The 20,858-nt window shown below is 64.5% G+C and carries 24 protein-coding genes; 13 read left to right on the top strand and 11 right to left on the bottom strand.

Features of this window, described 5'->3' with window-relative positions; all coding sequences use genetic code 11:
• The first annotated feature begins 82 nt into the window (after positions 1-82).
• From BKG76_RS24835 to BKG76_RS10400, 5 genes are all read left to right on the top strand, one after another.
• Positions 83-238, top strand: coding sequence for a hypothetical protein (locus tag BKG76_RS24835; protein ID WP_109420686.1), 156 nt, complete (start codon positions 83-85; stop codon positions 236-238).
• A gap of 218 nt (positions 239-456) precedes the next feature.
• Positions 457-1,080 carry a superoxide dismutase gene (locus BKG76_RS10385; protein ID WP_070937580.1) on the top strand — a complete coding sequence of 208 codons (624 nt, stop codon included), beginning with the start codon at positions 457-459 and terminating at the stop codon, positions 1,078-1,080.
• Positions 1,081-1,234: 154 nt separating this feature from the next.
• Positions 1,235-1,768, top strand: a complete 534-nt coding sequence (locus BKG76_RS10390) for a peptidase (RefSeq protein WP_070939109.1) — start codon at positions 1,235-1,237, stop codon at positions 1,766-1,768.
• A 127-nt stretch (positions 1,769-1,895) separates the two neighbouring features.
• Entirely contained in the window at positions 1,896-2,351 is a 456-nt protein-coding gene (locus tag BKG76_RS10395; protein WP_070937581.1) for a hypothetical protein, read from the top strand.
• A gap of 538 nt (positions 2,352-2,889) precedes the next feature.
• Positions 2,890-3,288, top strand: a complete 399-nt coding sequence (locus tag BKG76_RS10400) for a secretion protein EspR (protein WP_005062824.1) — start codon at positions 2,890-2,892, stop codon at positions 3,286-3,288.
• A gap of 105 nt (positions 3,289-3,393) precedes the next feature.
• Here BKG76_RS10400 and BKG76_RS10405 read toward each other — a convergent pair whose 3' ends face one another.
• From BKG76_RS10405 to BKG76_RS10415, 3 genes are all read right to left on the bottom strand, one after another.
• Positions 3,394-4,509 carry a hypothetical protein gene (locus tag BKG76_RS10405; protein ID WP_070937582.1) on the bottom strand — a complete coding sequence of 372 codons (1,116 nt, stop codon included), beginning with the start codon at positions 4,507-4,509 and terminating at the stop codon, positions 3,394-3,396.
• On the bottom strand, positions 4,506-4,997 hold the full coding sequence (locus BKG76_RS10410; RefSeq protein ID WP_043077437.1) for a M48 family metalloprotease: 492 nt from the start codon (positions 4,995-4,997) through the stop codon (positions 4,506-4,508). The genes BKG76_RS10405 and BKG76_RS10410 overlap by 4 nt, the downstream gene beginning before the upstream one ends.
• A 65-nt stretch (positions 4,998-5,062) precedes the next feature.
• Positions 5,063-6,496 carry a hypothetical protein gene (locus tag BKG76_RS10415; RefSeq protein ID WP_070939110.1) on the bottom strand — a complete coding sequence of 478 codons (1,434 nt, stop codon included), beginning with the start codon at positions 6,494-6,496 and terminating at the stop codon, positions 5,063-5,065.
• 316 nt (positions 6,497-6,812) lie between these two features.
• On the opposite strand from BKG76_RS10415, the gene BKG76_RS10420 reads away from it, so the two are divergent.
• The 7 genes from BKG76_RS10420 to BKG76_RS10450 all read left to right on the top strand — a co-directional run bounded on the left by BKG76_RS10420 (position 6,813) and on the right by BKG76_RS10450 (position 12,520).
• Positions 6,813-7,469: a DUF6474 family protein gene (locus BKG76_RS10420; RefSeq protein ID WP_070937583.1), complete on the top strand. Its 657-nt coding sequence runs from the start codon at positions 6,813-6,815 to the stop codon at positions 7,467-7,469.
• Between the two features lie 3 nt (positions 7,470-7,472).
• Entirely contained in the window at positions 7,473-8,138 is a 666-nt protein-coding gene (locus BKG76_RS10425) for a YcnI family copper-binding membrane protein (RefSeq protein WP_070937584.1), read from the top strand.
• Complete coding sequence (locus BKG76_RS10430; protein ID WP_070937585.1) at positions 8,138-8,704, top strand: copper resistance CopC family protein; 567 nt, start codon at positions 8,138-8,140, stop codon at positions 8,702-8,704. The genes BKG76_RS10425 and BKG76_RS10430 overlap by 1 nt, the downstream gene beginning before the upstream one ends.
• A 148-nt stretch (positions 8,705-8,852) precedes the next feature.
• On the top strand, positions 8,853-9,524 hold the full coding sequence (locus BKG76_RS10435; protein WP_070937586.1) for a hypothetical protein: 672 nt from the start codon (positions 8,853-8,855) through the stop codon (positions 9,522-9,524).
• A 37-nt stretch (positions 9,525-9,561) separates the two neighbouring features.
• Positions 9,562-10,050 (top strand): ribonuclease E activity regulator RraA, encoded by a 489-nt coding sequence (gene rraA / locus BKG76_RS10440; protein ID WP_070937587.1) that lies wholly within the window; start codon positions 9,562-9,564, stop codon positions 10,048-10,050.
• Positions 10,050-11,237, top strand: coding sequence for an amino acid deaminase/aldolase (locus BKG76_RS10445; RefSeq protein ID WP_070937588.1), 1,188 nt, complete (start codon positions 10,050-10,052; stop codon positions 11,235-11,237). Before rraA ends, BKG76_RS10445 begins: the two co-directional genes overlap by 1 nt.
• Complete coding sequence (locus tag BKG76_RS10450) at positions 11,234-12,520, top strand: D-arabinono-1,4-lactone oxidase (protein ID WP_070937589.1); 1,287 nt, start codon at positions 11,234-11,236, stop codon at positions 12,518-12,520. The genes BKG76_RS10445 and BKG76_RS10450 overlap by 4 nt, the downstream gene beginning before the upstream one ends.
• Here BKG76_RS10450 and BKG76_RS25135 read toward each other — a convergent pair.
• Together BKG76_RS25135 and BKG76_RS10460 are read right to left on the bottom strand one after the other, a co-directional pair.
• Complete coding sequence (locus BKG76_RS25135) at positions 12,510-12,674, bottom strand: hypothetical protein (RefSeq protein ID WP_165611512.1); 165 nt, start codon at positions 12,672-12,674, stop codon at positions 12,510-12,512. The two genes, BKG76_RS10450 and BKG76_RS25135, sit on opposite strands and share 11 nt — an antisense overlap.
• Before the next feature lie 102 nt (positions 12,675-12,776).
• On the bottom strand, positions 12,777-13,559 hold the full coding sequence (locus BKG76_RS10460) for an enoyl-CoA hydratase/isomerase family protein (protein WP_070939111.1): 783 nt from the start codon (positions 13,557-13,559) through the stop codon (positions 12,777-12,779).
• Positions 13,560-13,643: 84 nt separating this feature from the next.
• Here BKG76_RS10460 and BKG76_RS10465 point away from each other — a divergent pair, with 84 nt between their 5' ends.
• Complete coding sequence (locus BKG76_RS10465; protein ID WP_165611513.1) at positions 13,644-14,297, top strand: TetR/AcrR family transcriptional regulator; 654 nt, start codon at positions 13,644-13,646, stop codon at positions 14,295-14,297.
• A gap of 108 nt (positions 14,298-14,405) precedes the next feature.
• Here BKG76_RS10465 and BKG76_RS10470 read toward each other — a convergent pair whose 3' ends face one another.
• From BKG76_RS10470 to BKG76_RS10495, 6 genes are all read right to left on the bottom strand, one after another.
• The gene (locus tag BKG76_RS10470; protein WP_070937592.1) at positions 14,406-15,896 is read right to left on the bottom strand and encodes a flavin-containing monooxygenase; all 1,491 of its coding nucleotides are present in this window, start codon (positions 15,894-15,896) and stop codon (positions 14,406-14,408) included.
• Positions 15,897-16,006: 110 nt separating this feature from the next.
• Positions 16,007-16,618, bottom strand: a complete 612-nt coding sequence (locus BKG76_RS10475) for a class I SAM-dependent methyltransferase (RefSeq protein WP_070939112.1) — start codon at positions 16,616-16,618, stop codon at positions 16,007-16,009.
• A gap of 7 nt (positions 16,619-16,625) precedes the next feature.
• Entirely contained in the window at positions 16,626-17,861 is a 1,236-nt protein-coding gene (locus BKG76_RS10480) for a cytochrome P450 (RefSeq protein ID WP_070937593.1), read from the bottom strand.
• On the bottom strand, positions 17,858-18,688 hold the full coding sequence (locus BKG76_RS10485) for a mycofactocin-coupled SDR family oxidoreductase (RefSeq protein ID WP_070937594.1): 831 nt from the start codon (positions 18,686-18,688) through the stop codon (positions 17,858-17,860). Before BKG76_RS10485 ends, BKG76_RS10480 begins: the two co-directional genes overlap by 4 nt.
• On the bottom strand, positions 18,672-20,234 hold the full coding sequence (locus BKG76_RS10490) for a flavin-containing monooxygenase (protein ID WP_070937595.1): 1,563 nt from the start codon (positions 20,232-20,234) through the stop codon (positions 18,672-18,674). The genes BKG76_RS10485 and BKG76_RS10490 overlap by 17 nt, the downstream gene beginning before the upstream one ends.
• Positions 20,231-20,824 carry a TetR/AcrR family transcriptional regulator gene (locus tag BKG76_RS10495; protein WP_070937596.1) on the bottom strand — a complete coding sequence of 198 codons (594 nt, stop codon included), beginning with the start codon at positions 20,822-20,824 and terminating at the stop codon, positions 20,231-20,233. Before BKG76_RS10495 ends, BKG76_RS10490 begins: the two co-directional genes overlap by 4 nt.
• Positions 20,825-20,858 lie beyond the last annotated feature (34 nt).

Raw genomic sequence — 20,858 nt, forward strand, 5'->3', positions numbered from 1 at the left:
GAGTTATGATGACCGCCACACGAGTGATGCTGTGACTCATCTCACCGTGACGGTACTTGCAATGAATGGCAGGAGGGCGGCGATGACAGCACAGTCGGCAGGACAAGAACCGATGTCCACTTCCGGCTGGCAGTTGACTCCCCGCTGCTACAACACCTCGTACCGTGTCGCCGCGTTCCGCGCCCTCATCATCGCTCTGATCCTTGCGGCCGGCCTCGCGTTTCTCATCCTCGTCTGACCGACGGTCGACCACACACACCTGCTGCTCACCCATTAGGTAGCCGCATTCGAGGTGTGCGTGCCCTTCCCCAGTCCTTGCGGCCCAGGGCGCAATAGAGCAGGGTTGAATCGGTAGGCCGGCACTCCGGTGGGAACAGGTTTAGCCGCGCCTTCTGTTGGATAGTTCTGCACACAACGCAGATACGAGCGATTACGACGCAAGCGGAAAGGAATCTCGTGGCTGAGTACACACTGCCCGATTTGGACTACGACTACGGAGCGCTGGAGCCCCATATCTCGGGACAGATCAACGAGCTGCACCACAGTAAGCACCACGCGGCCTACGTGGCGGGCGTCAATTCCGCGGTCGCCAAGCTGGAAGAGGCTCGCGAAAAGGGTGACCACGCGGCGATCTTCCTCAACGAGAAGAACCTGGCGTTCCACCTTGGCGGGCACGTGAACCACTCGATCTGGTGGAAGAACCTGTCCCCCAACGGTGGCGACAAGCCCACCGGCGATCTGGCCGCCGCCATCGACGATCAGTTCGGCTCGTTCGACAAGTTCCAGGCGCAGTTCACCGCCGCAGCCAACGGCCTGCAGGGATCGGGCTGGGCCGTGCTCGGCTACGACAGCCTCGGACAGAAGCTGCTGACCTTCCAGCTGTATGACCAGCAGGCCAATGTTCCGCTGGGCATCATCCCGCTGCTCCAGGTGGACATGTGGGAGCACGCCTTCTACCTGCAGTACAAGAACGTCAAGGCGGATTACGTCAAGGCGTTCTGGAACGTGGTCAACTGGGCCGACGTGCAGGACCGCTACGCCGCGGCCACCACCAAGACGTCGGGTCTCATCTTCGGCTGATCTCGCTTTCGCTTTGGGCCCCGGGTTCGTTACGAATCCGGGGCCCAAGTGTGTTTTCGGCGTGTCCGCTAGCGATTGCGGGGTGCTTCCGCGCATGGTAATTCTGGAATCAGCAGCGTCGCGCAATATGGATTGTGATGTCGCGGAGGCAGATATGGCGACCAGTTCCGATCGGCCGATCGAGATCGCGCCCTTTCATGCGGGCGGATCGCTCCGGGGGTTTGTGGTGTGCGGCCGCTGGCCCGACTCCACCAAAGAATGGATGCAGCTGCTGATCGTGACGGTGCGCATCGCCACATTGCCCGGATTGCTTTCCACCACAACGATTTTTGGTGCACGCGAGGACCTGCCCGATGACCCGGCACCCGGCATGGTCGGGCTGGTCATCGCCGAAGGCACGGTCCTTGGCGAATCCGCTGTCGCGCCTGGCCATTTCGCAGAACATCAACCACCGGCGCTACTGATGCTCCATCCGCCCTCGGAGACCAACCCCACACTGCCGGAATGTCTTGGCGCGGCGTCGGGTTGCCTCCTCCTGCCCGGGTTGCCACACCTCGGTCTTGAGCATCGGGCCGCGTGGGTAGAGGCCGAGTCAGACGGAACCGTCACTTCGGTGGTGAGTCGGGTAGGCATCGATCCCATCAGCGATCCCGATACCGCGGTGCTGGCGATGCTGCTTGCCGCGTAACGGATTCGGTACCCTCCAGCAACGCCCCAGACACTAGCTCTCGGCAGCGCCCAGAAGTTCCTGGCGCAACCAGCCGCCACGAGTCTCGGCATCGTATTTCTCGTAGGGCCCGCACCGTCTTCGCCCTATGGTCCGTCGCCCGGCCGGCGCCATCGGACATTTCGCCGATGCCACCGTGCTCGAGCACGGCCGCACGCTTGCCATCGCAAGCCGCCTATGGGGTAGGAGCGACGCAAACGACGACGGGAAACCAGCGACCGCCCGCACCAGTCGTTTTTTCCTCCTGGCGATCATTTCTTCGTCGATCTCGATCTGCCAAGGGGGTAGGACGCGGCCGGTCACGGGGGCGCTCACCAGCGACCATCGGCAGAACCCCGCATCATCGGACCCGATCACGCTCGCCGTGTGCGCTGACGCGGCCGCCGTTCTTGACGACCGTCGCCGCACGGGCCTCTTGCGTCACATCTGCCGCAGAACATCGCCGGGGCTTACCGCGATCGTCGGATTCTGGATGATCTTGATCGGCGCACCCGCGCGGCCGCGGATGGCAGTGGCCGCTCTCGATGCTTGGTGGTTGCTGTGATCTTCCTCACAGTCCATTGGTGCCGATTTACCGCTGGTCAGAGGTGATGCCCTGCTGGAGGCCACACTTGCGGTCACCGTTCCATTATTAAAACGTTACCCATGCGCGGCGATTCACGCCAGAATCGCTAGCTGCCGTTATCGTCACGGGCGTGACATCCTGCCAGGTCAGCGAGGCGTGCGCGCAGAACGCGTGGTCTTGGTGCGAGTAGCAACTGAGCAGGTTATACAGCCGAGTACTGGACACAACAGACTTAGGAAACGAATGCGATCTCTCAGCGAGGCCCGCGCGGCAGCCCCCGCGTCATCGCGCTGGGGATTTATCAATCATTTGCCTGAGAACGAAGATTCCCAGATCGTCCTGAATATTGGACGCTGCACAGATGTACCTGAGCTAGCAGGTTTGGATAACCGAACACCGTGTCCACCGTAGCCAAACTTGACGGTTGCGCTTGGCTGCAGGCAAAACTAAGGTTACGATGGGCAGCAAATACGTCCCCCGAATTAGCAACTTTATCTGTTTGTGGAGGTAAGGCTCGATGAGCACCACGTTCACCGCACGTCTGAATCGGTTGTTCGACACCGTGTATCCGCCCGGACGCGGCCCCCACACCTCTGCCGAGGTGATCGCGGCCCTGCGTTCCGAGGGCATCACGATGTCCGCGCCGTACCTGTCGCAGCTGCGCTCAGGTAACCGCACCAACCCTTCGTCGGCGACCATGAAGGCGCTCGCGAACTTTTTCCGGATCAAGCCGGCGTACTTCACCGACGACGAGTACTACGAGAAGCTCGACCAGGAGCTGACCTGGCTTGCGAACATGCGCGATGAAGGCGTCCGCCGGATCGCGGCCCGCACCGTGGGGCTGTCTGTCGAAGCGCAGGATCGCATTACGCAGACCGTCGACGAATACCGTCGTAAAGAGGGTCTCGACAGCTAGTCCACCGCTTGTCTGACCGGTCCACTTCGGGGAAGGACCGGTCAGTTTGGCGTTAACCGCTCGTCGAGCCGGCGGGGAACGCGTACGGGGACGGGGCTTTACAACTTAAGAACGACGTTCAGCGCGCACCAGCCTGCGGTACTCGGTAGCGATCTCGAGAATCCACTCGCGATCGGAGTATCCCTCAGGCTGGTGCAGCCATTCTGGGCCCGGGAAGTTCTCCTTCGGATCTCCCTCAGTGAGAACCCATTTCACTACCGCGTGAGCCTGAGCTGCCGGCAGCACTTCGAGCTTCACCGGTTCCACACCGAGCTCGATATCGCCCTCGCCCTCCGATTCGGGGTCCAGTCCCTGCGCATGCATCGCCTCCAAGAAGAGCGCATCGGATATATAGGCCATGCGATCTGCCACTTGGAAGGCCAGTGGTCCCCGGGGCCGTACTCCGATCGCAGCGTCCGGCTGACGCTTCTTGAGGTCCCGGTACAAGGGCGCCAGCACGAACATCTCGCGGCGAGCGACCAGCCAGGTCTCAAAGGTTGGCAGCAGCGACCCCACCGCCACCATCGCCATCGCGCAGCCGATCAGTGTGGCCGCGGTGCCGATGGTCACGTACTCGGAGTTGGCCACCGCCACACCGGCGACCACCAATACGGCCAGCACCAGCAGACTGATACCGACGGTGAAAAGGAACAGCGCGCGGCCCCGGCGGGTGCGGTTCGAGTAGGCCATTCCGGCCCACAACACCACCGACAACGCCACCGCGACGTACAGCATCGGCACCAACCAGGCCGTGCCGGATGCGAATCCACCAAGGTCACGCCTCAGGAATTCACGCGGGGTCATCTCGGGCAGCCGACCGCGCGAGAAGAACACCGCCAGGCTGGCGCCGCCGATCGCCGCCGCCCCGAGGTACTGCCAGCGTGCCCACCGTTTGTTGGCTGCCGCAGTACGGCTGGCGGACATGCTGGTGATCATCACGCAGCTGCCTGCCGCACAAGCCGTCAATGCCGCTTGGCTCAGCGCCACCGAGATGTTGGGCCAGCCCAGCGAGCTGTCCACCAGAATCGTGAGCGGTTCCCAGTTCAGCGCCGACACCAGCGCCAGGCTTCCCAGCGCAACGATCATTCCGGTGCTCACCGGGGATTGCTTATGGACGAGCACCCACCCGATGCGCAATCCCGTCGCCATACCCAGCAGCCCGGCAATCACCCAGGCGATCACCCAAAGGCCTCCCCGAGCCTCACCTGAACAATGGACGCACGATCGGAGGGCAGTCGCCCCAGCCGGTACAGCAGCAGCGCCGCGAAGTCCTCGGCTTCCTGTTCGGCCTCCATGCCGGCGGCACCCATGCATCCGGTGCGCTGCGAGAGCATGTAGGCGATCAGGTCATCACTGGCGAATTCTGCTTCATCCCTGGCCATTTCGACTACCGAAATGCCTTCATGGCGCAGCACCACGTGGCCGAGTTCATGAGCGAGCGTGCGATCCCAGGTGGGCAAGCCGCGCTGGATGATGAAGATGTCTTCGTTCTCGTATTGGCGCCATTGGCCGCACACACCGGGTGGCAGATCCGCGGAGATGATCTCGATGGACCGGTCCCGATCGCGACCAACGGCCTCGACCAGGGCGGTCAGCGTCACCTCACCCTTACGCGGAGCCAGGTCGAGCACAGCGTTGACGGCATCGGTCACACGACGGCCTGCGCCCATGTGCCTCTCCCCTCACGGTGTGCTTCCCGGACAGACCCCTCACGGGGTGCCGTATCGATTCTTCCTTACTCCAGGAAGCGGGCGGCAGCGGATGCACGCACCGTATGACCGGCCTTGGCTTGCCGGTATCCCAGGGCCGCTCCCACGAAGGTCATCATCGCGATGCCCGCGGCACCCGGAATGGCCACCGCGGCGATCTCGGACGTCTTCGTCAGACGGAGGTAGTCGGTGTACCCGGTGCGCGGTGCGATGGTGTCGGCCGCGACAAACTGCTGGATCGGCTTGGTGACGGCCTCGGGCTGCTTGGTGCCCCCCGCGGTAACCACGGCGTCGCCCCCGCGGCCGCCCTCGGCCTGCTTGATGGTGACCACAGGTGGTGTCGGAGGCACGACCGGCGCCAGCGGCGCGATGACCGGCGGCGCGGGCGGCGTCGCGATCGCAACGGCGGGAGACTTCGGCGTGGGTAGGGAGGGCGGAGCGATGGGACCGGTGTGGATGCCGGGGTTTCCTCCGGGAGTCCGCGTTCCGGCGGCACCACCGGACGGAGCGTTCGGGCTGGGGACGCCACCGATGTTGGGGAATCCCGGCAGGCCGATCACGTGATCGTGATCGCCGTCGGATTCATGCTCGGGGGTGGTTCCGCTGCCGGCGCCCGGAGTATGCGTCGAGGTGCTCGGCTTCTTCTTCCAGATGATGATGGTGCGCCCACCCATGTTGACGGTGACACCGGGAACCTTGGGCTCCTCGGAGGACGTCTCATGCTCGGTGTGCGTGGAACCGGCGGCGGGCGTTTCGGCGGTCGCGCCCGGCGCGGTCGACGTGTGGGGTGAGGTCGCCGTCTCGGTCTTAGGCGTCGTGGCCGTCTCAGTCTTGGGCGACAACGCCCCGGCCACCGAGCCGAGGGCGCCCTTGAGACCGGGCCGCTCTTCGGTGTGAGTCCCTGTGCCACTGGAGCTTTCCGTGGCGGCACCTTCAGCGGTCGGAGTGTGGACACCTGCGGCGCCACCCGAGTGCGGCAGGGTTACCCCAATACCGCCGATTCCCCCACCGGAAGTGCCACTCGGAGTACTGGGTGTACTGGTTCCCGAACCGGCGCTACCCGCCGCGCTATCGGATGTCTTGCCGTTGGAACCGACAGATCCCGGCTTCGGGACGTTTGCCCCGGGGCCCTTGTCTTTGTCTTTGTCCTTCTCGCCCTTGGCGGAGTCATTGCTGCCGCCACCCGCGGCGGCTTCCGATCCGGAGCCGCCGTGCAGGCTCTTGCCGAAGCTCGGGGACGACGGTGCGTTGCGAGTCCCACCGCTGCCCGGGCCACCGCCGCCACCGGAACCGCCGCCCAGTAATCCGCCGGTGATCTTGTGGATTGCGCCACCTAGACCATGGTCGTTGTCATGATCGCCGCCCGATCCGCCGCCGGGCTTTGCGTCCGCAGCCGGTGTCGTGATGGCGAAAACGCCGAATCCCCCCATGAGCGTCCCGGAGCTGAGCAGGGTCACCACAGCCGCGCGCGCGGAGGCACGCTTCAGCTGCTGGCTTCTCCTGCTCGAATTTGCTCGATGTCGCCCCACGGCGAACAGCATGCCGGGAATTTGCTCGGAGGTCAAATATCTATCACAAAATGTGGGCCCTTTCACCTCTTGTTCCCCCAGTACAGCCCAAATCGTGGCCGCCGGGACTTCGCTGAGGGCTACCGGGAACCTTTGCAGTGCACATCACGACAACCTGAATACGAGGTCCTATCCGCACGGGGCCGACGAGGATCGGCGCGCTAGGGTTAGCGCCACACTCGCAACGCGATGAACGGAGGCCGCTGGGATGGGTTTTCTCACCAGCCGCAAGAGCCGCTCGACGAAACGCGCTGAGGCGCGGGCACTGAAGGCGAAGGCCAAGCTCGAAGCCAGGTTGGCGGCGCGTAACGACCGGCGGCGGATGCACATGCAAGCCCGATCGGAATCGGCCGCCAGGCGCGACTCGCGCAAGACCGAGCTGGCGACGCTGAAGGCCCAGCGGTTGATCGCCCAAGACCAGCTCAAGGCGGTTCGCGAAGGCAAGCTGCTCTCACCCACCCGCATCAAACGCACGCTGACGGTGGTGCGGCTGCTGGCCCCGGTGCTGTTGCCGCTGCTGTACAAGGGGGCGATAGCGGTCCGCGGTGTCTTGGATCAACGCCGCGCCGATCGGCTCGGCATACCGCTCGCCGAACTCGGCCAGTACTCAGGGTTCGGCGCGGAGCTTTCAGCCCGTATCGCCGGTGCCGAGCAGTCGCTCCAGGCCGTGTTGGACCGCGCGCCCAAGGATGCCGAGACCAAGAAATTCACCGCGACCGTCCGTGCGCGGCTGGAGGAGTTGGGTACCGCCGTCGGGGCTTCGGAACATATGCCACCGACCCGTCGTCGCGCGGCGCATGCCGCCATTGCCCGTGAGCTCGACGGCATCGACGCGGATCTGCTCGCACGACTTGGGGTGAGGTAAGCGATGCGCGTGTTTCCCCGGCTACTCGCGGTCTCCACCGCTACGGCCGCCGCTCTCGTGGCGCTTGCCGTTCCGGCGTCCGCGCACGTGCGTGTGACCACCGACAACACCGCTCGCGGCGGCTACGCGACATTGGAGTTCTCGGTTCCCAACGAATCCGAGACCAAGGCGCTGACCACCGAGCTGACCGTGCAGTTGCCAAATGTCGGCTCGGCGAGCACCGAGCTGCTGCCCGGCTGGACCAGCGCGGTCGACCGCGATGCCGCCAAGGGCACGGTCAAGTCGGTGACATGGAAAGCCGTGACCGGCAATGGGATTGGGCCCGATCAGTTCGCGGTGTTCCGGGTGCGCGTCAAGCTCCCGGATACGGATTCGGTGACCTTCCCGGCGACACAGACCTATGCCGACGGCCAAGTGGTCAAGTGGGATCAGCAGGCGCAGCCGGGCGGCTCCGAGCCGGAGTACCCTGCGCCCGCCCTGGACCTGACGCAGGGCAAGGCCGACCATGACGGCCACTCGGCGCACGCGCCGCAGGTATCGGCTACCCATGAATCCGGGGACAGCGACGCTCGCCCCGACAAGACGGCACGCTGGTTCGGCGGGATCGGGTTGATCCTCGGTGCCGTCGCCCTCGTGCTTGCTGTGACGAATAGGCGGAGACAACAGTGATGGCAGTTTCACGGAAGTCGGTATCGGTGTTCTTGTCGGCGTTCATCGCGTTGACGCTGAGCCTGGCGTTACCCGGTGTGGCCTCGGCGCACGCGGTCAAGGTGTCCTCGGATCCGGCCGAGAACGCCGTGCTGTCCGGGCCTCCCGTTCAGGTCAGCGCCACTTTCAACGAGCCGCTGCAGAAGCGCTTTTCCGCGATGACGGTCATCGGCCCGGAGGGCAAGACCGACCAGTGGCAGTCAGGCGACCCCGTCATCTCGGGCGCATCGATTTCTGTCGGGATGAAGCCCGATGCCCCCGCCGGGAAGTACACGGTGAACTATCGGGTGATCTCGGAGGACGGGCATCCGGTCGACGGCTCGTGGCCATTCACCATCACGGGATCGGGTACCCCGGCGTCAGCGGGCGCACCTGCGGTTTCGCAGCAGCCGTCGGGAACACCTTCCTCGGCCCCGGCGTCGTCTGCCAATCCCACCGACGGCGACCTACCCATGTGGCCGTTTGTGGTGGCTGTGGTGGTCTCGGTGGGTGCCGCGCTGTTCTGGACTCAGCGCCGTCAGTCGTAAGCAGCTGGGGCCTCGACTGGCCTTTTTGCGTCGTAACGGCATGATGGACAACGGCGGGGCGGCAGAGATTCGGGTGTGAGCCGCCCATCGTGGCCGAGAGCGAGCCACGAACACCCAGGACGACCGAAACTTGCGAAGGAGCAGGCGCATGGCGGACCAGGACAATTCGGCGAACGAGCCCAACCAGACACCGGAGAAGGCCGCCGGCGGCGAGGCACCGAAGCCCGCGGCGCCGGCCCGGCCCGCGAAGGCCGCGAAGCGTCCGGCCGCCAAGCGCGCTCCCGCCAAGCGACCCGCCGGCTCATCGGCGCCACCGAAGACCGGGCCCAAGGCCACACCTGCATCCAGCGCCGAACCGGCTCCGAAGCCGCCCGCGGCACCGAAGCCCGCCAAGGCGCCGGCGGCGCAGGCTCCGAAACCCGTCGAAGCTCCCAAACCCACGCCACCGGCCGCTGGCCCGGCCGCGGAGTCCGCACCGGCGGCGCCCAAGCCCGCACCCGAGGTCGCACCTGCCCCCGCGCCAGCGGCCGAGGCTCCGGCACCCAAGCCCGTCGCACCGGCGCCCAAGCCGGAAGCTCCCAAGCCGGCGCCCGCACCCGAGCCTGCCCAGCCGGATCTCGCCGCCGCAGCCAAGGAGGCCGCCGCGCAGGCCAAGTCGACTGTCGACTCGGCCCCGCCGCCGATTCCCGGTCCCGCACCCGAACAGGGGCGGCAGGCCGCCCCGAACCTGAAGATCGCGGTCGGCGCCGCGATCGCGATTCTTGCCCTGCTGCTGTTGCGTCGTCGGCGTCGCAGCGAGGACTCCGTCGAATCGGACTGATCGGTCCGCCGAACGTGTCGGGCCATAAACTCGAAGCATGACGACCGCACCGATCACACCCCGACCGACCGCCGACCTGGGAGACGAGCTCGGCATCGACATGGCCAGCTGCGATCTTCAGCTTGGTCAGTACGGTGCGCGCCCGGTCTTCGCCGGGGTCATCACCACGGTGCGCTGCCACCATGACAACGCCCTGCTGAAATCCATTCTGTCCGAGCCTAGTTCAGGCGGAGTGCTGGTCATTGACGGCGGCGGCTCGCTGCACTGCGCACTCGTTGGCGACATCATCGCCGGGATCGCCGTGGACAGCGGCTGGTCCGGTCTGGTCATCAACGGCGTTGTCCGGGACAGCGCCGAGTTGGCGACCATGGACATCGGCATCAAGGCCCTCGGCACCAACCCGCGGAAGGGCCACAAGACCGGCGCTGGGGAACGCGATGTCGTCGTCAGCTTCGGCGGCATCGACTTCACACCGGGGGCGATCTGTTACGCCGACCATGACGGCGTTGTCGTGGTCCCTGCCTGATGTCGGTGCGCCGGCTGGCCGAGGCGCTGCGGGGGGCACCCGTGCCGCTAGCCGCGGTCGATATGGATGCGGCGCGGGCCAATGCCGCGACGCTGGTCGGTGCCGCCTCCGGGTTACCGATCAGGGTGGCCAGTAAGTCGATACGCAGCACCGCACTGATTCGAAAGTTCCTGGAGATACCGGGTTTTCACGGGGTGCTCGCCTTTACCCCGGCAGAGGCCGTGCATCTGGCCGACGCCGGTGTCGATGATCTGCTGATTGCCTATCCCAGTGTCGATCGCGGGGCCCTGGCCACAGCGGCGCGGCATCGCTCCGTCATCCGTCCCCTGATCGATTCGGCCGACCATGTCCGCCTGCTGGCAGATGTCGCGCACGAGACGAACGCTCCCATCCCGGTATGCCTCGATATCGATGCAGGCTGGCGGCCACTGGGCGGCCCGGTGCATCTGGGGCCCAAGCGCTCACCGGTGCGCACCCCCGAGCAGGCAGCGGCCCTCACCGATCTAGTGTGCGCAACACCGGGGCTCCGGCTGGCAGCGCTGATGGCCTATGACGGTCAGATCGCCGGCGTGGGCGATATCGTTCCGGGAAATCCTTGGTACCAGTTGGCTGTTCGCGGGATGCAGGCCTCGTCACTACGCGAACTCGGCGAGCGCCTTCCCCGTGTCCTGGACGCGGTGAGCGCCCGGCTACGCGCCAATGGGGCCGCTCCGCTGGAGCTGGTGAACTCCGGCGGCACCGGCAGCCTTGCCCGCATCGCAGGGTTGGGCTTCGCCACCGAACTGGCCGCCGGGTCGGGCTTCTTCGCGCCCGCGCTGTTCGACCACTACCGCAGCCTGCACCTGGATCCGGCCGCCGCGTTCACGCTGCCGGTAGTGCGTAAACCCGCTCCTGAGCTGGCCACCGTGCTCGGCGGCGGGTATATCGCCAGTGGGCCGGCAGGCCCCAGCCGGGTTCCGGTCCCGTCCTGGCCCACAGGTTTGTCTTTAGAGGCCTCTGAGGGCGCCGGGGAAGTACAGACCCCATTGCGTGGGGCACGGGAGCTGCGGCTCGGCGATGTGGTGTGGTTCCGGCACGCCAAGGCCGGCGAGCTCTGCGAACATTTCACCGAACTACAGCTCGTCGAGGACGGTCAACATGCCGGTTCGGTTGCCACCTATCGCGGTGAGGGAATGATGTTCCTGTGAGTGAATGGCGCAACTGGAGCGGTCAAACATCCTGTGCCCCAGCACTAGTGGCTCGCCCAAGGTCCGAGGAAGAGCTCGCCTTCGCCTTGAAGCGCTCATCGGGGCGAACCGTGCGGCCGATCGGCTCTTCGCATTCCTTCACCCAACTGTGCGTCACCGACGACGTGCAGATCGATATCTCCGAACTGCGACAGCTCGTCTCGGTGGACAATCAAGACCGGGTGCGCGTGCAAGCCGGAATCACGCTGCACGAACTGAACCGCACGTTGCTGCGCCATGGGCTCGCGCTGCCCAACCTCGGCGATATCGACGTCCAGACGCTCGCCGGGGCCGCGGCGACCGGCACGCACGGGACGGGCCTGAAATTCGGCAATATCTCTCAGACCATCGAGTCGATGCGAATCATGGCTGCCGATGGCACCATTCACGAGATCGACGGCGGCGACGAGCTACGTGCCGCGCGCATCTCGCTGGGTGCGCTGGGGGTGGTCACCGAGTTCACCCTGCAATGCGTTCCCGCCTTCCGGCTGCACCGTCGTCAGTCCGTGCACGATCTGGACACCGTATTGGCCGAGCTGCCCACACTGCTGGCCGATACCGATCATCTTGAGCTGTACCTATTTCCGCATACGCGACGAGTCTTGCTGCTGCAGTCGACACGCACCGACGAGGCCCCCTGGCCGCGCAATCCCGTCAAGCATTGGGTGGAACGCGATCTGGTGGAAAACGGCGCGCTCGGGGCCCTGATGTGGACGGCCGGTCGCTTTCCCGCTGCAGCCCCATCGATATCTAGATTTGTTGCGGCCCTTGCGGGTTCCAATGAGTCTCAGGATGAGAGCGCGGCGGTTTTCGCCAGCCCGCGCAAGGTGAAGTTCACCGAGATGGAGTATTCACTTCCGCTGACCAACGCCGGCGAGGCGATCGAGACCGCGCTGGCCACCATCGAACGAAATCGGCATCAGGTGGCGTTCCCCCTGGAGGTCCGCTTTACCCAGGCCGATGACGCACTGCTGGCCCCCGCCTACGGTCGCGAGAGCGTGTATCTGGCAGTGCACCAAACGATTCACGGCCAATGGGAGCCCTACTTCCGCGACCTTGAGCCCATCCTGGTCGGGTTGGGCGGCCGCCCACATTGGGGCAAGCGACACACGTTGACTGCCGAGCAGTTGGGTGAGCGGTATCCCGAATGGCAAACATTCCAAGAGATCCGCGCCCGACTGGACCCCGAGGGTACGTTCAGCGGCGGCTACCTGAACCGACTATTGGGTCCGGTCAGCCCCTGAACCAGGGCGGCGCCGCCGGGGCGACATCCGGATTCGGATCGATGACCGCCTGAGGCATCCCGGCGTTTTCGGCATTCGTCCAGTCCCGGTGAAACAGCTGCGGGTCCGTTTCCGCCTCGTCGTCCCCGGCAGAGACAAGGCGGTGTCGTCCCATGGTGAGCTCCTTCTTCGTCGCCGCGGCGATTATCTGGATACGTTCAGTACCCAAATATAGAGGAGGTGGCGCGCAGTCATGATTCAACCCCTGCGCACGACGTCATCCCTGGTCGCGCCAACGTGGGGTGCGATCTTCCATGAATGCGCGCGGCCCCTCCGTGGCGTCCCGTGAACCCATAAGACGCAGGTGATCGGCCGTCTCCCGTGTCGCGACCTCGACTGGCGTCATCCCTGTCATCTGCGCATCCCACAGCAGCCGCTTGGTCAGCGCCGCGGACTCGGGCGCCACGTTTATCGCGATATCGCGAGCCAGCTCCAACGCGGCACCCAGTACCTCATCAGCGGGCAGACAACGGTTGGCCAAACCTGTCTCGACGGCCCGCCGCGCCGAGAAATTCGCGCCAGTGAGCAGCAGTTCTGCCGCCACCGCCGTGCCGACCAACCGCGGTAGCGTCCAGTGCGCCATGGCATCCGGCGCCACCCCGAATCGCACCTGCGGTATCGCGTAGCGGGCCCCCTCGGCGAGGATCCGGATGTCGGCGTGCAACGCCAGCGTCATCCCAATGCCGATCGCGTGCCCGTTCACCGCCGCGATGACGGGGGTACTGAGCTCGAATGCCGCGGGTTGCACCGGCGAGGCCGAGAAATCCGGATTATCCGGGGCGGCAAAGGTTTCCGCGCCCATCGAGATCTGTGCACCACTACAAAACGCCGGCGCAGTGCCGGTAAGCACAATGACGCGAACGCCTGGGTCCTCGTCGAGACGCCGGTAGGCGGCGCCCAGTTCACGCCCCAGCTCGGCGGTGAACGCGTTACGTGTCGCCGGACCGTGCAGGGTGAGAGTCGCCACTCCCTCCGCGACGTCGGCCAGGAGCTCGGTCACCCCGACATCCCACACCGGATCATCGACCGACCGTACCTCGCGGTTCTTCTGATGATCGAAGCCCACCGCATAGACTCATCGGTCGTGGCCAAACGATTGACTCGCTCTGAGGCTCAGGCTCAGACCAAGGCCCGACTCGTGGAGTCCGCGACCCAGCTCTACCTACGGCAAGGTTTTGCGGCGACGTCGAATGAGCAGGTGGCCGAAGACGCTGGCTACAGCCGGGGCGCCGTGTATTCGAATTTTCCGAGTAAAGAGGCCCTGGCGTTGGAGGTCATCGATCGCCACACCGAGCAAGTGATCGAGAGCTATCGCCAATCGCTCGCCGAAGGTTCCTCAGAGGATCGCCTGGAAAGGTTTCAGGTCTGGATTGAGCAATCGCTCAGCGATACCGGCTGGGCTCTGCTGAAAATAGAGCTCGCCTTGGTCGCCCGGCACAATTCGACGCTCAACGACGAGCTCGCGGCCCGCGACAGGACCATGCTGAACCACGTTGCCGGTGTGATCACCGAGCTCTACCACGATCTCGGACTTCCCACGGAAAGCGTGCAAGACCTTGCTCGCCTGTGCGTCGCGATGGGTCAGGGGGTGGCCATCGACAGCATCAAGGACCCCTCCTCGACCACCGACTGGACCGCACGAGTCCTGGCTGCGGTACGGCGATTGCTGCCCATGCGGCCGATGCTGCCCGCCTTGATCTCTGCCAGCACGAATCTTGCCCCACCAGAACAGAAGTAGCCCCTTCCCAGGCGAACACGCTCACCGGGACGCGCGCCGAAAACGTGGGTCCGACAAGCGAAACGGCCGGGTGTCACCTCGTGACACCCGGCCGTTCTGAAGAAATCCTCAGCTGTTGACGGCTGCGCGCTCGGCGGCCGGAGCCACTGCCGCCTTCTTCCTGCCGAAGCGCATGCCCTCGGTGACACGGCTGCGCCGCATCATGCCGATGTCGTAGGCGTAGTTCTGCTTCAAACGCCACGGATGCTTGTCACCCTGCTTGGGCAGCTCCTCCAGCGCACGCAGCACGTACCCGGGGGTGAAGTCCATGAAGGGCTGCTTCTCGAGGGTCTCGTCGGCAAGCTCGGGAACCGCTGTCACATAGCCGTTCTCGTCCATGTAGTTCAGCAGTCGGCCCACGTACTCCGACACCAGGTCGGCCTTGAGCGTCCACGAGGCATTGGTGTAGCCGATGGTGAACGCCATGTTCGGGACGCCGGTGAGCATCGCGCCCTTGTAGACGGTCTGCGAGGGGAGGTCCACCGGCTCGCCGTCGACCGTCGGGATGACGCCGCTGAAGAATTTCAGGTTCAAACCCGTTGCGGTAATGACAATGTCAGCGTCGAGGTGCTTGCCCGACTTCAGCTTGATGCCGGTTTCGTCGAACGTCTCGATGTGGTCGGTGACGATATCGGCCTTGCCCTTGCGGACGGCTTTGTACAGGTCGCCGTTGGGCACCACACAGAGACGCTCGTCCCACGGGTTGTACTTGGGGCCGAAGTGGGTCTTGTAGTCGTATCCCTTGGGCAGCTGAAGCTTGGCCTGCGCCATGATGATCCGGCGCGCAGCACGCGGGAACTTGCGGCTGGCCTGGTAGCTGAAGATCAGCTGGCCGATGTTGATCCAGCGTGCGACGGGGTAAGCCACCTTGGCCGGCAGCACCTTTCGCAGCCCGTTGATGATCGGGTTCTCGTTGGGCAGCGACAGAATGTACGTGGGTGAGCGCTGCAGCATGGTGATGTGGCCGGTGTCGGGTGCCATCGCCGGAACCAGCGTCACGGCGGTGGCACCCGAGCCGATCACCACGACCTTCTTGCCCTTGTAGTCAAGGTCCTCGGGCCAGTGCTGCGGGTGCACCACGGTGCCCTTGAAGTCCGCCAACCCGGGGAACTCCGGCGAGTAGCCCTGGTCGTAGTCGTAGTAACCACTGCAGCAGAACAGGAAGGAACAGGTGTACTCGATGGTCTTACCGTCGTGGTCCACCTGGACGGTCCACTGCTGGGTTTCGGTGTTCCAGGCGGCACCGACGACCTTCTGGCGGTACCGGACGTGCCCGTCGATTCCGGCGTTGGCTGCGGTCTTGTGTACGTAGTCGAGGATCGACGGGCCGTCGGCCAGAGTGCGGCTGTCATTCCACGGGGAGAACCGGAAACCCAGCGTGTACATGTCCGAGTCGGACCGAATACCCGGGTACTTGAACAGGTTCCAGGTGCCACCCATGTCGTCGCGGGCCTCAAGCACCGCGTAGGTCTTGGACGGGCAGCGATCCTGGATGTGCCACGCGGCACTGATCCCGGAGATGCCTGCGCCGACAATGAGCACGTCAAAGTGTTCGGACATGCCGCGATGCTACCGCTTACGGTTCGGTGAGAAAAGTAAAGTTAGACCCTTGCGATCCCGATCACACTGTGCACGAGGTCTGCGGTAATGGCACAGGTCAGAGTGTGTGCTCACTCGGCGGTCGGCGATGTGGGCCGAATCGTCTTCATTTCCTTGACGGCATCGAAGTAGTGATTGTGGCCCTCATCTTCGTATTCACCGACGACTGAAATCCCAACCGCTGCCAGCTGCCGGCGGTACTCCTCGGCCCCAAGGGACCGTGACTCCAACCCCGTCAGCACATCCTTGCCAGACCCAATCCGCGCGGCGGAGGTGAACAGCAGCCTGCCGCCCGGCGCCAATATGTCGGCAATCCGCTGGATCAGGTGCCGCTGATCCTCGGCAGAAAGCAAGAACATCAGCCCCCAGACCAAGACACCATCGAAAGTCCGGCCAAAAAATGTCGAATCGTGGACGGATTCGCAGGCAACCGGCGTGTTGGGGAGGTTGCGCCGAAATGCTTGGACGAAGGACGGTGCGGCATCAATACCGTAGACCCGAAGTCCCTCCGCTACCAGCACCTCGGTAAGGGGAACGCCGGGCCCGCAACCCAGATCGACAACGGCGGCTCCACAGGGCAACGCTTTGGCCCAGTCGCGGACCCTGTCCACCCCGACGGTGGTCGATCGAACACGGACAAACTCCGCGGCGACGCCCTCATATCCGCTCGACCTGTCGAACACCACGACCTCATCCGATGTAGTTCGCGGGCAATGCCACCACGCCGTTGATCCACCCCGACCGGAAGCGGGTGGGCTCCCCGGTCGGGGTCAGGTCCGGCAGCCTGTCTGCCAACGCGTCGAACATGATGCCGATTTCCAGCCGCGCGAGATTCGCGCCAAGGCAATAGTGAATCCCGTGGCCGCCGAACGCGAGATGAGGGTTGGGGTCGCGCTCGATATTGAAGGTGAACGGTTCGTCGAACACGTCCTCGTCGAAGTTGGCAGAGGCATAGAACATGCCGACGCGCTGGCCCGCGCCGATCTGCACGCCGCCAAGTTCGACGTCCTGCAGAGCGGTGCGTTGGAAGGCGATGATAGGGCTGGCCCATCGGATGATCTCGTCGGCGGCTGTCGGCGGGCGGTGCTCGCGGTACAGCTCCCACTGCGCGGGATTGTCGGCGAAGGCCAGTACCCCGTGCGTGATCGCGTTGCGCGAGGTCTCGTTGCCCGCGACCATCAGCTGAATGACAAAGTAGGCGAACTCCAGTGGGGTCAGCGGCCGGTCGTCGTAGGCGCCTTGCACCAGCCCGGTCAGTATGTCGTCACGCGGATTCAGCTGGCGCTCTTCGGCCATCGCGTAGGCGTAGCCCAGCATCGAAACCGTCGCGGTGGTGGCGGTGTCCTTGCCGATGGCCGGGTCGTCGTAGGCGAACATCTGGTTGGTCCAGTCCAGCACCTGCTGCCGGTCCGATTCCGGAATGCCCACGAGGTCCGCGATGGCGTGCATCGGCAGCACCGAGGCGATATCGGAAACAAAATTGCCACTGGCCTTTTCGGCGGCCGCCTCCACGATGCCGCCGGCGCGCTCGACAAGCCGAGCGTGCAAGCCGTTGACGGCCTTGGGCGTGAAGAGCGGTGAGACGATGCGCCGCAGCACGCGGTGCTTGGGTTCGTCCATGTCGATCAGCAGGTTCTCGCGCTGGACCTCGAGCTGCTCGGGGGTGATGTCCTCGTTGTAGCGCACCACCGTGGTGTTCGCACTGTTGGAGAAGACCTCGCTGAGACGCGATATCTCTTTGACATCAGCGTGTTTGGTCACCACCCAGTAACCGTCGTCATCGAAGCCCGCCACTCCCCTGGGCTGCGCGTTCCACCAGATGGGCTCGGTCTTTCGCAGGTATGCGAATTCCTCGGCGGGGATGCGCTGCTGAATCAGATCCGGATCGGTGAAGTCGAATCCCGGCGCGAACGGACAGGTGGTCATCGCTTCAGGTACCCCTTGTCGACCGGAATTTGGGCGCCGGTCATGACACCGGACGCATCACCGGCGAGCCAGGCCACCACCTCGGCGATCTCGGCGGGTTCGACGAGCCGATCGTTGTCCACCAGTGTCTGACTGAAGCTCTGCAGATATGCGGGGTGTTTCTCGAACATCCTCAACACCGACTGGTCAGCCGCCAATGGCGTGTTGGTTCCGTAGGGATGAATGGAGTTGACGCGAATCCCATACTCCCCCAATTCGACTGCCAAAGAGTTTGTCAGGCCCACTACACCGAACTTCGCCGCCACGTAGTGCCCGCAGCCCGGCATGGCCTTGATTCCGGCCGACGAGCTCACCGTGATGATGGATCCGCCGTTACCGGCTTCGATCATTGCGGGGACCGCCGCCTTGATGGTGTTCCACACTCCGGTCAGATTGACGTCGATGACATCACGCCATTGGTCGGCTTCGATCTCCCATAGCCGGGCCCAACTGGCGATCCCCGCGTTGGCCACCACGATGTCCAGGCGACCAAATCGGGTAATCGCCTCGTCGATCACCTTCTGCTGTCCGGCAAGATCGCGCACGTCGACGCGTTCAGCAATGATGTCGCGTCCCAGATCCCTTACCGCGGCTACGGTCTCGTCGAACTCTTGCGGTGTGGTCGACGGGTATTCGTTGTAGGGCGATGGTTTGTCACAGGTGTCGATGGCCACGATATCGGCGCCGTCGGCGGCCAGCCGAATCGCGTGCGCACACCCCTGGCCGCGTCCCGCTCCGGTGATGTACGCGACGCGTCCGGCAAGTGGTTTGTCAGGCTGACTGGTCATGATGCACCTTTGCTTCGATGGACACGGGGCGGAACGCGTAGTCGGAGAGCGGGGAACACCTTGAGAACCAATTCATTTCGCTCACCGTCTGTGGACGGTAGTACCGCGTCTCGCCCTTGGAATTGACAAAGTAGGTGCTCAACGGCGGTTGGCAGTCGGTCGCATACAGCCGGATCGCCTTGCTCTGGTGAGCCATCTTGCGCACCCACTTGTCGAACGCCCGCCGGCTGACCTCTGCCACTTCACGATGGCACCGGCTCGATTCGCCGATGATTCGGGCCGCATGGCGCGCGTTGGCCTCCACCATCGCGTGCCAGCCCTGTCCCTGGTTGCCCTCGGGACCCACCAGCATCCATCGATTGGGCAGGCCGGGCAGTGCCGACCCACCGTAGGTCCGCATCTCGTTGTCGCGGTAGTACACACCGATATCGAATCCGTTGCGGCCCTGCACCACTCCCGGCTTGTAATGCTCCGGATCGGTGTATATCTCGTAGCCGGTCGCCAAAACCAGAAGGTCGACATCGTGCTGGGTACCGTCGGCCGTCTCGATGCCGGTTTCGGTGACACGTGCGATGGGCTCGGTGATCAGTCGAACTGCACCGGCATCCACCGCCTGCAGGAAGTCGTTCGACAAGATGGTGCGCCGCGCGAGTATGCCGTAGCTGGGCATCAGGGCATCCCGCAGTTTCGGGTCCCTGACGATGTCCCCCAGCAGATTGCGGTACCACCGTCTCGCCATGTTGTCGTACCGGGGAATCAGCAGGCGCAGTACAGATTCCGGAAGCAGCGGCAGCAGGTGGAACAGCACGGCCTCCGCGATGTCCATCGACGCAACGATCAGCGCGTTGATGATCGTCAGCACAAATGGCGCGTTCAGTATCTGCTGGGCGCGCGGTGAAAGGTCTGGGTTGGGTTTGGGAATGATCCATGCGGGAGTGCGCTGGAAGGTCGTGACCGACGCGGCAGTCCTGGCGACGGCGGGGGCGATCTGGATGCCGCTGGAGCCGGTGCCGATCACCGCGACACGCTTGCCGGCGTGGTCGTAGGAGTGATCCCAGGCGTTGGGTCGCATGACTCTGCCACGAAAACTGTTGATACCGGGGATGTCCGGTCCCGGTTTGGTGTCGATGTATCCGCCCACCGCGCTGATGACGTATCGCGCGCGGATGGGCCGCTGCCCCGCGATGGTGAGTTCCCAGTGGTCGCCGTCCTCATTCCAGCGTTCCGCGATCACGTCACTGCCGCCCTGGAAATGCTTACGCAGCCCCAGTTCGGCCACCACCGACAAGTGGTAGCGCTGGATATCGGCGCCGTCGGCGAACAGCTTGTTCCACCGCCCGGTTCGCGCAAAACTCAGTTGGTAAAACAAGATTGGGATGTCGACGGCGAGGCCCGGATAGGTGTTGTCGCGCCAGGTGCCGCCGAAGTCGTCGGCGCGGTCCAGGATGACGAAATCGTCGATGCCCTGGCGACGCAGGTAGTGGGCGGCGGCGATGCCACCCGGGCCGGCCCCGATGATCGCGACCTGAAAGTCGAGATTTGTCATGCCAGTCCGCGCAGGATGAATCGGGAGAAGTAGTCGCGCACCCGGTCCGGATCCTTCAGGTCGACGGAGATGGCGGGCAGCACCTCGATGCTCATCAGGGTTCGCATGATCCATTCGGCCGCCTCGGTGGCGTCGACGTCCCTGCCGATCTCGCCGCGTTCCTTGGCGGCCTCGACCTGCGGTACCCAAAACTCGACCGACCGGCGCATCAGGTCGTCACCGCACTCGTCGAGCACCAGCTCCAACACGTTCGACACGTGCAGGGTCGGATCCAGGCGATCGGACCAGGCGCGGTGGTCACTGATGCGCACCGCGGCCTCACCGACCTGATCGGTCAGGGTGGTCTTGGCACTTACCGCCCCGGCGAACAGCTCGATGAAGGCGCCCGCGATGAAGCCCACGGCCACATCGATGGCCTCCTTCTTGCCGCCGAACCAGTTGTAGATGGTGCCACGTGAAACACCCGCCTCGTCGGCGGCGGCCGAAAGGCTGAATCGCTGAATTCCGGATCTGACCAGGGTCTGTGCGACGGCCGCAACGATCGGTTCAGGTACCTCACCGCGCGGGCCCGTCGTCTTCACGAGCTTCACGTTTGAACACTTTGCGCGAATGTGTTCAAAGTGT

Source organism: Mycobacteroides franklinii, from assembly GCF_001853795.1.
Taxonomy (GTDB): domain Bacteria; phylum Actinomycetota; class Actinomycetes; order Mycobacteriales; family Mycobacteriaceae; genus Mycobacterium; species Mycobacterium franklinii.

Excerpts from the sequence above, each read along its gene's own strand:
- BKG76_RS24835 (WP_109420686.1), top strand. The coding sequence starts at position 83 with ATGACAGCACAGTCGGCAGGACAAGAACCGATGTCCACTTCCGGCTGG.
- BKG76_RS10390 (WP_070939109.1), top strand. The coding sequence starts at position 1,235 with ATGGCGACCAGTTCCGATCGGCCGATCGAGATCGCGCCCTTTCATGCG.
- BKG76_RS10395 (WP_070937581.1), top strand. The coding sequence starts at position 1,896 with ATGGTCCGTCGCCCGGCCGGCGCCATCGGACATTTCGCCGATGCCACC.
- BKG76_RS10400 (WP_005062824.1), top strand. The coding sequence starts at position 2,890 with ATGAGCACCACGTTCACCGCACGTCTGAATCGGTTGTTCGACACCGTG.
- BKG76_RS10410 (WP_043077437.1), bottom strand. The coding sequence starts at position 4,997 with ATGGGCGCAGGCCGTCGTGTGACCGATGCCGTCAACGCTGTGCTCGAC.
- BKG76_RS10420 (WP_070937583.1), top strand. The coding sequence starts at position 6,813 with ATGGGTTTTCTCACCAGCCGCAAGAGCCGCTCGACGAAACGCGCTGAG.
- BKG76_RS10425 (WP_070937584.1), top strand. The coding sequence starts at position 7,473 with ATGCGCGTGTTTCCCCGGCTACTCGCGGTCTCCACCGCTACGGCCGCC.
- BKG76_RS10430 (WP_070937585.1), top strand. The coding sequence starts at position 8,138 with ATGGCAGTTTCACGGAAGTCGGTATCGGTGTTCTTGTCGGCGTTCATC.
- BKG76_RS10435 (WP_070937586.1), top strand. The coding sequence starts at position 8,853 with ATGGCGGACCAGGACAATTCGGCGAACGAGCCCAACCAGACACCGGAG.
- rraA (WP_070937587.1), top strand. The coding sequence starts at position 9,562 with ATGACGACCGCACCGATCACACCCCGACCGACCGCCGACCTGGGAGAC.
- BKG76_RS10445 (WP_070937588.1), top strand. The coding sequence starts at position 10,050 with ATGTCGGTGCGCCGGCTGGCCGAGGCGCTGCGGGGGGCACCCGTGCCG.
- BKG76_RS25135 (WP_165611512.1), bottom strand. The coding sequence starts at position 12,674 with ATGGGACGACACCGCCTTGTCTCTGCCGGGGACGACGAGGCGGAAACG.
- BKG76_RS10470 (WP_070937592.1), bottom strand. The coding sequence starts at position 15,896 with ATGTCCGAACACTTTGACGTGCTCATTGTCGGCGCAGGCATCTCCGGG.
- BKG76_RS10480 (WP_070937593.1), bottom strand. The coding sequence starts at position 17,861 with ATGACCACCTGTCCGTTCGCGCCGGGATTCGACTTCACCGATCCGGAT.
- BKG76_RS10485 (WP_070937594.1), bottom strand. The coding sequence starts at position 18,688 with ATGACCAGTCAGCCTGACAAACCACTTGCCGGACGCGTCGCGTACATC.
- BKG76_RS10490 (WP_070937595.1), bottom strand. The coding sequence starts at position 20,234 with ATGACAAATCTCGACTTTCAGGTCGCGATCATCGGGGCCGGCCCGGGT.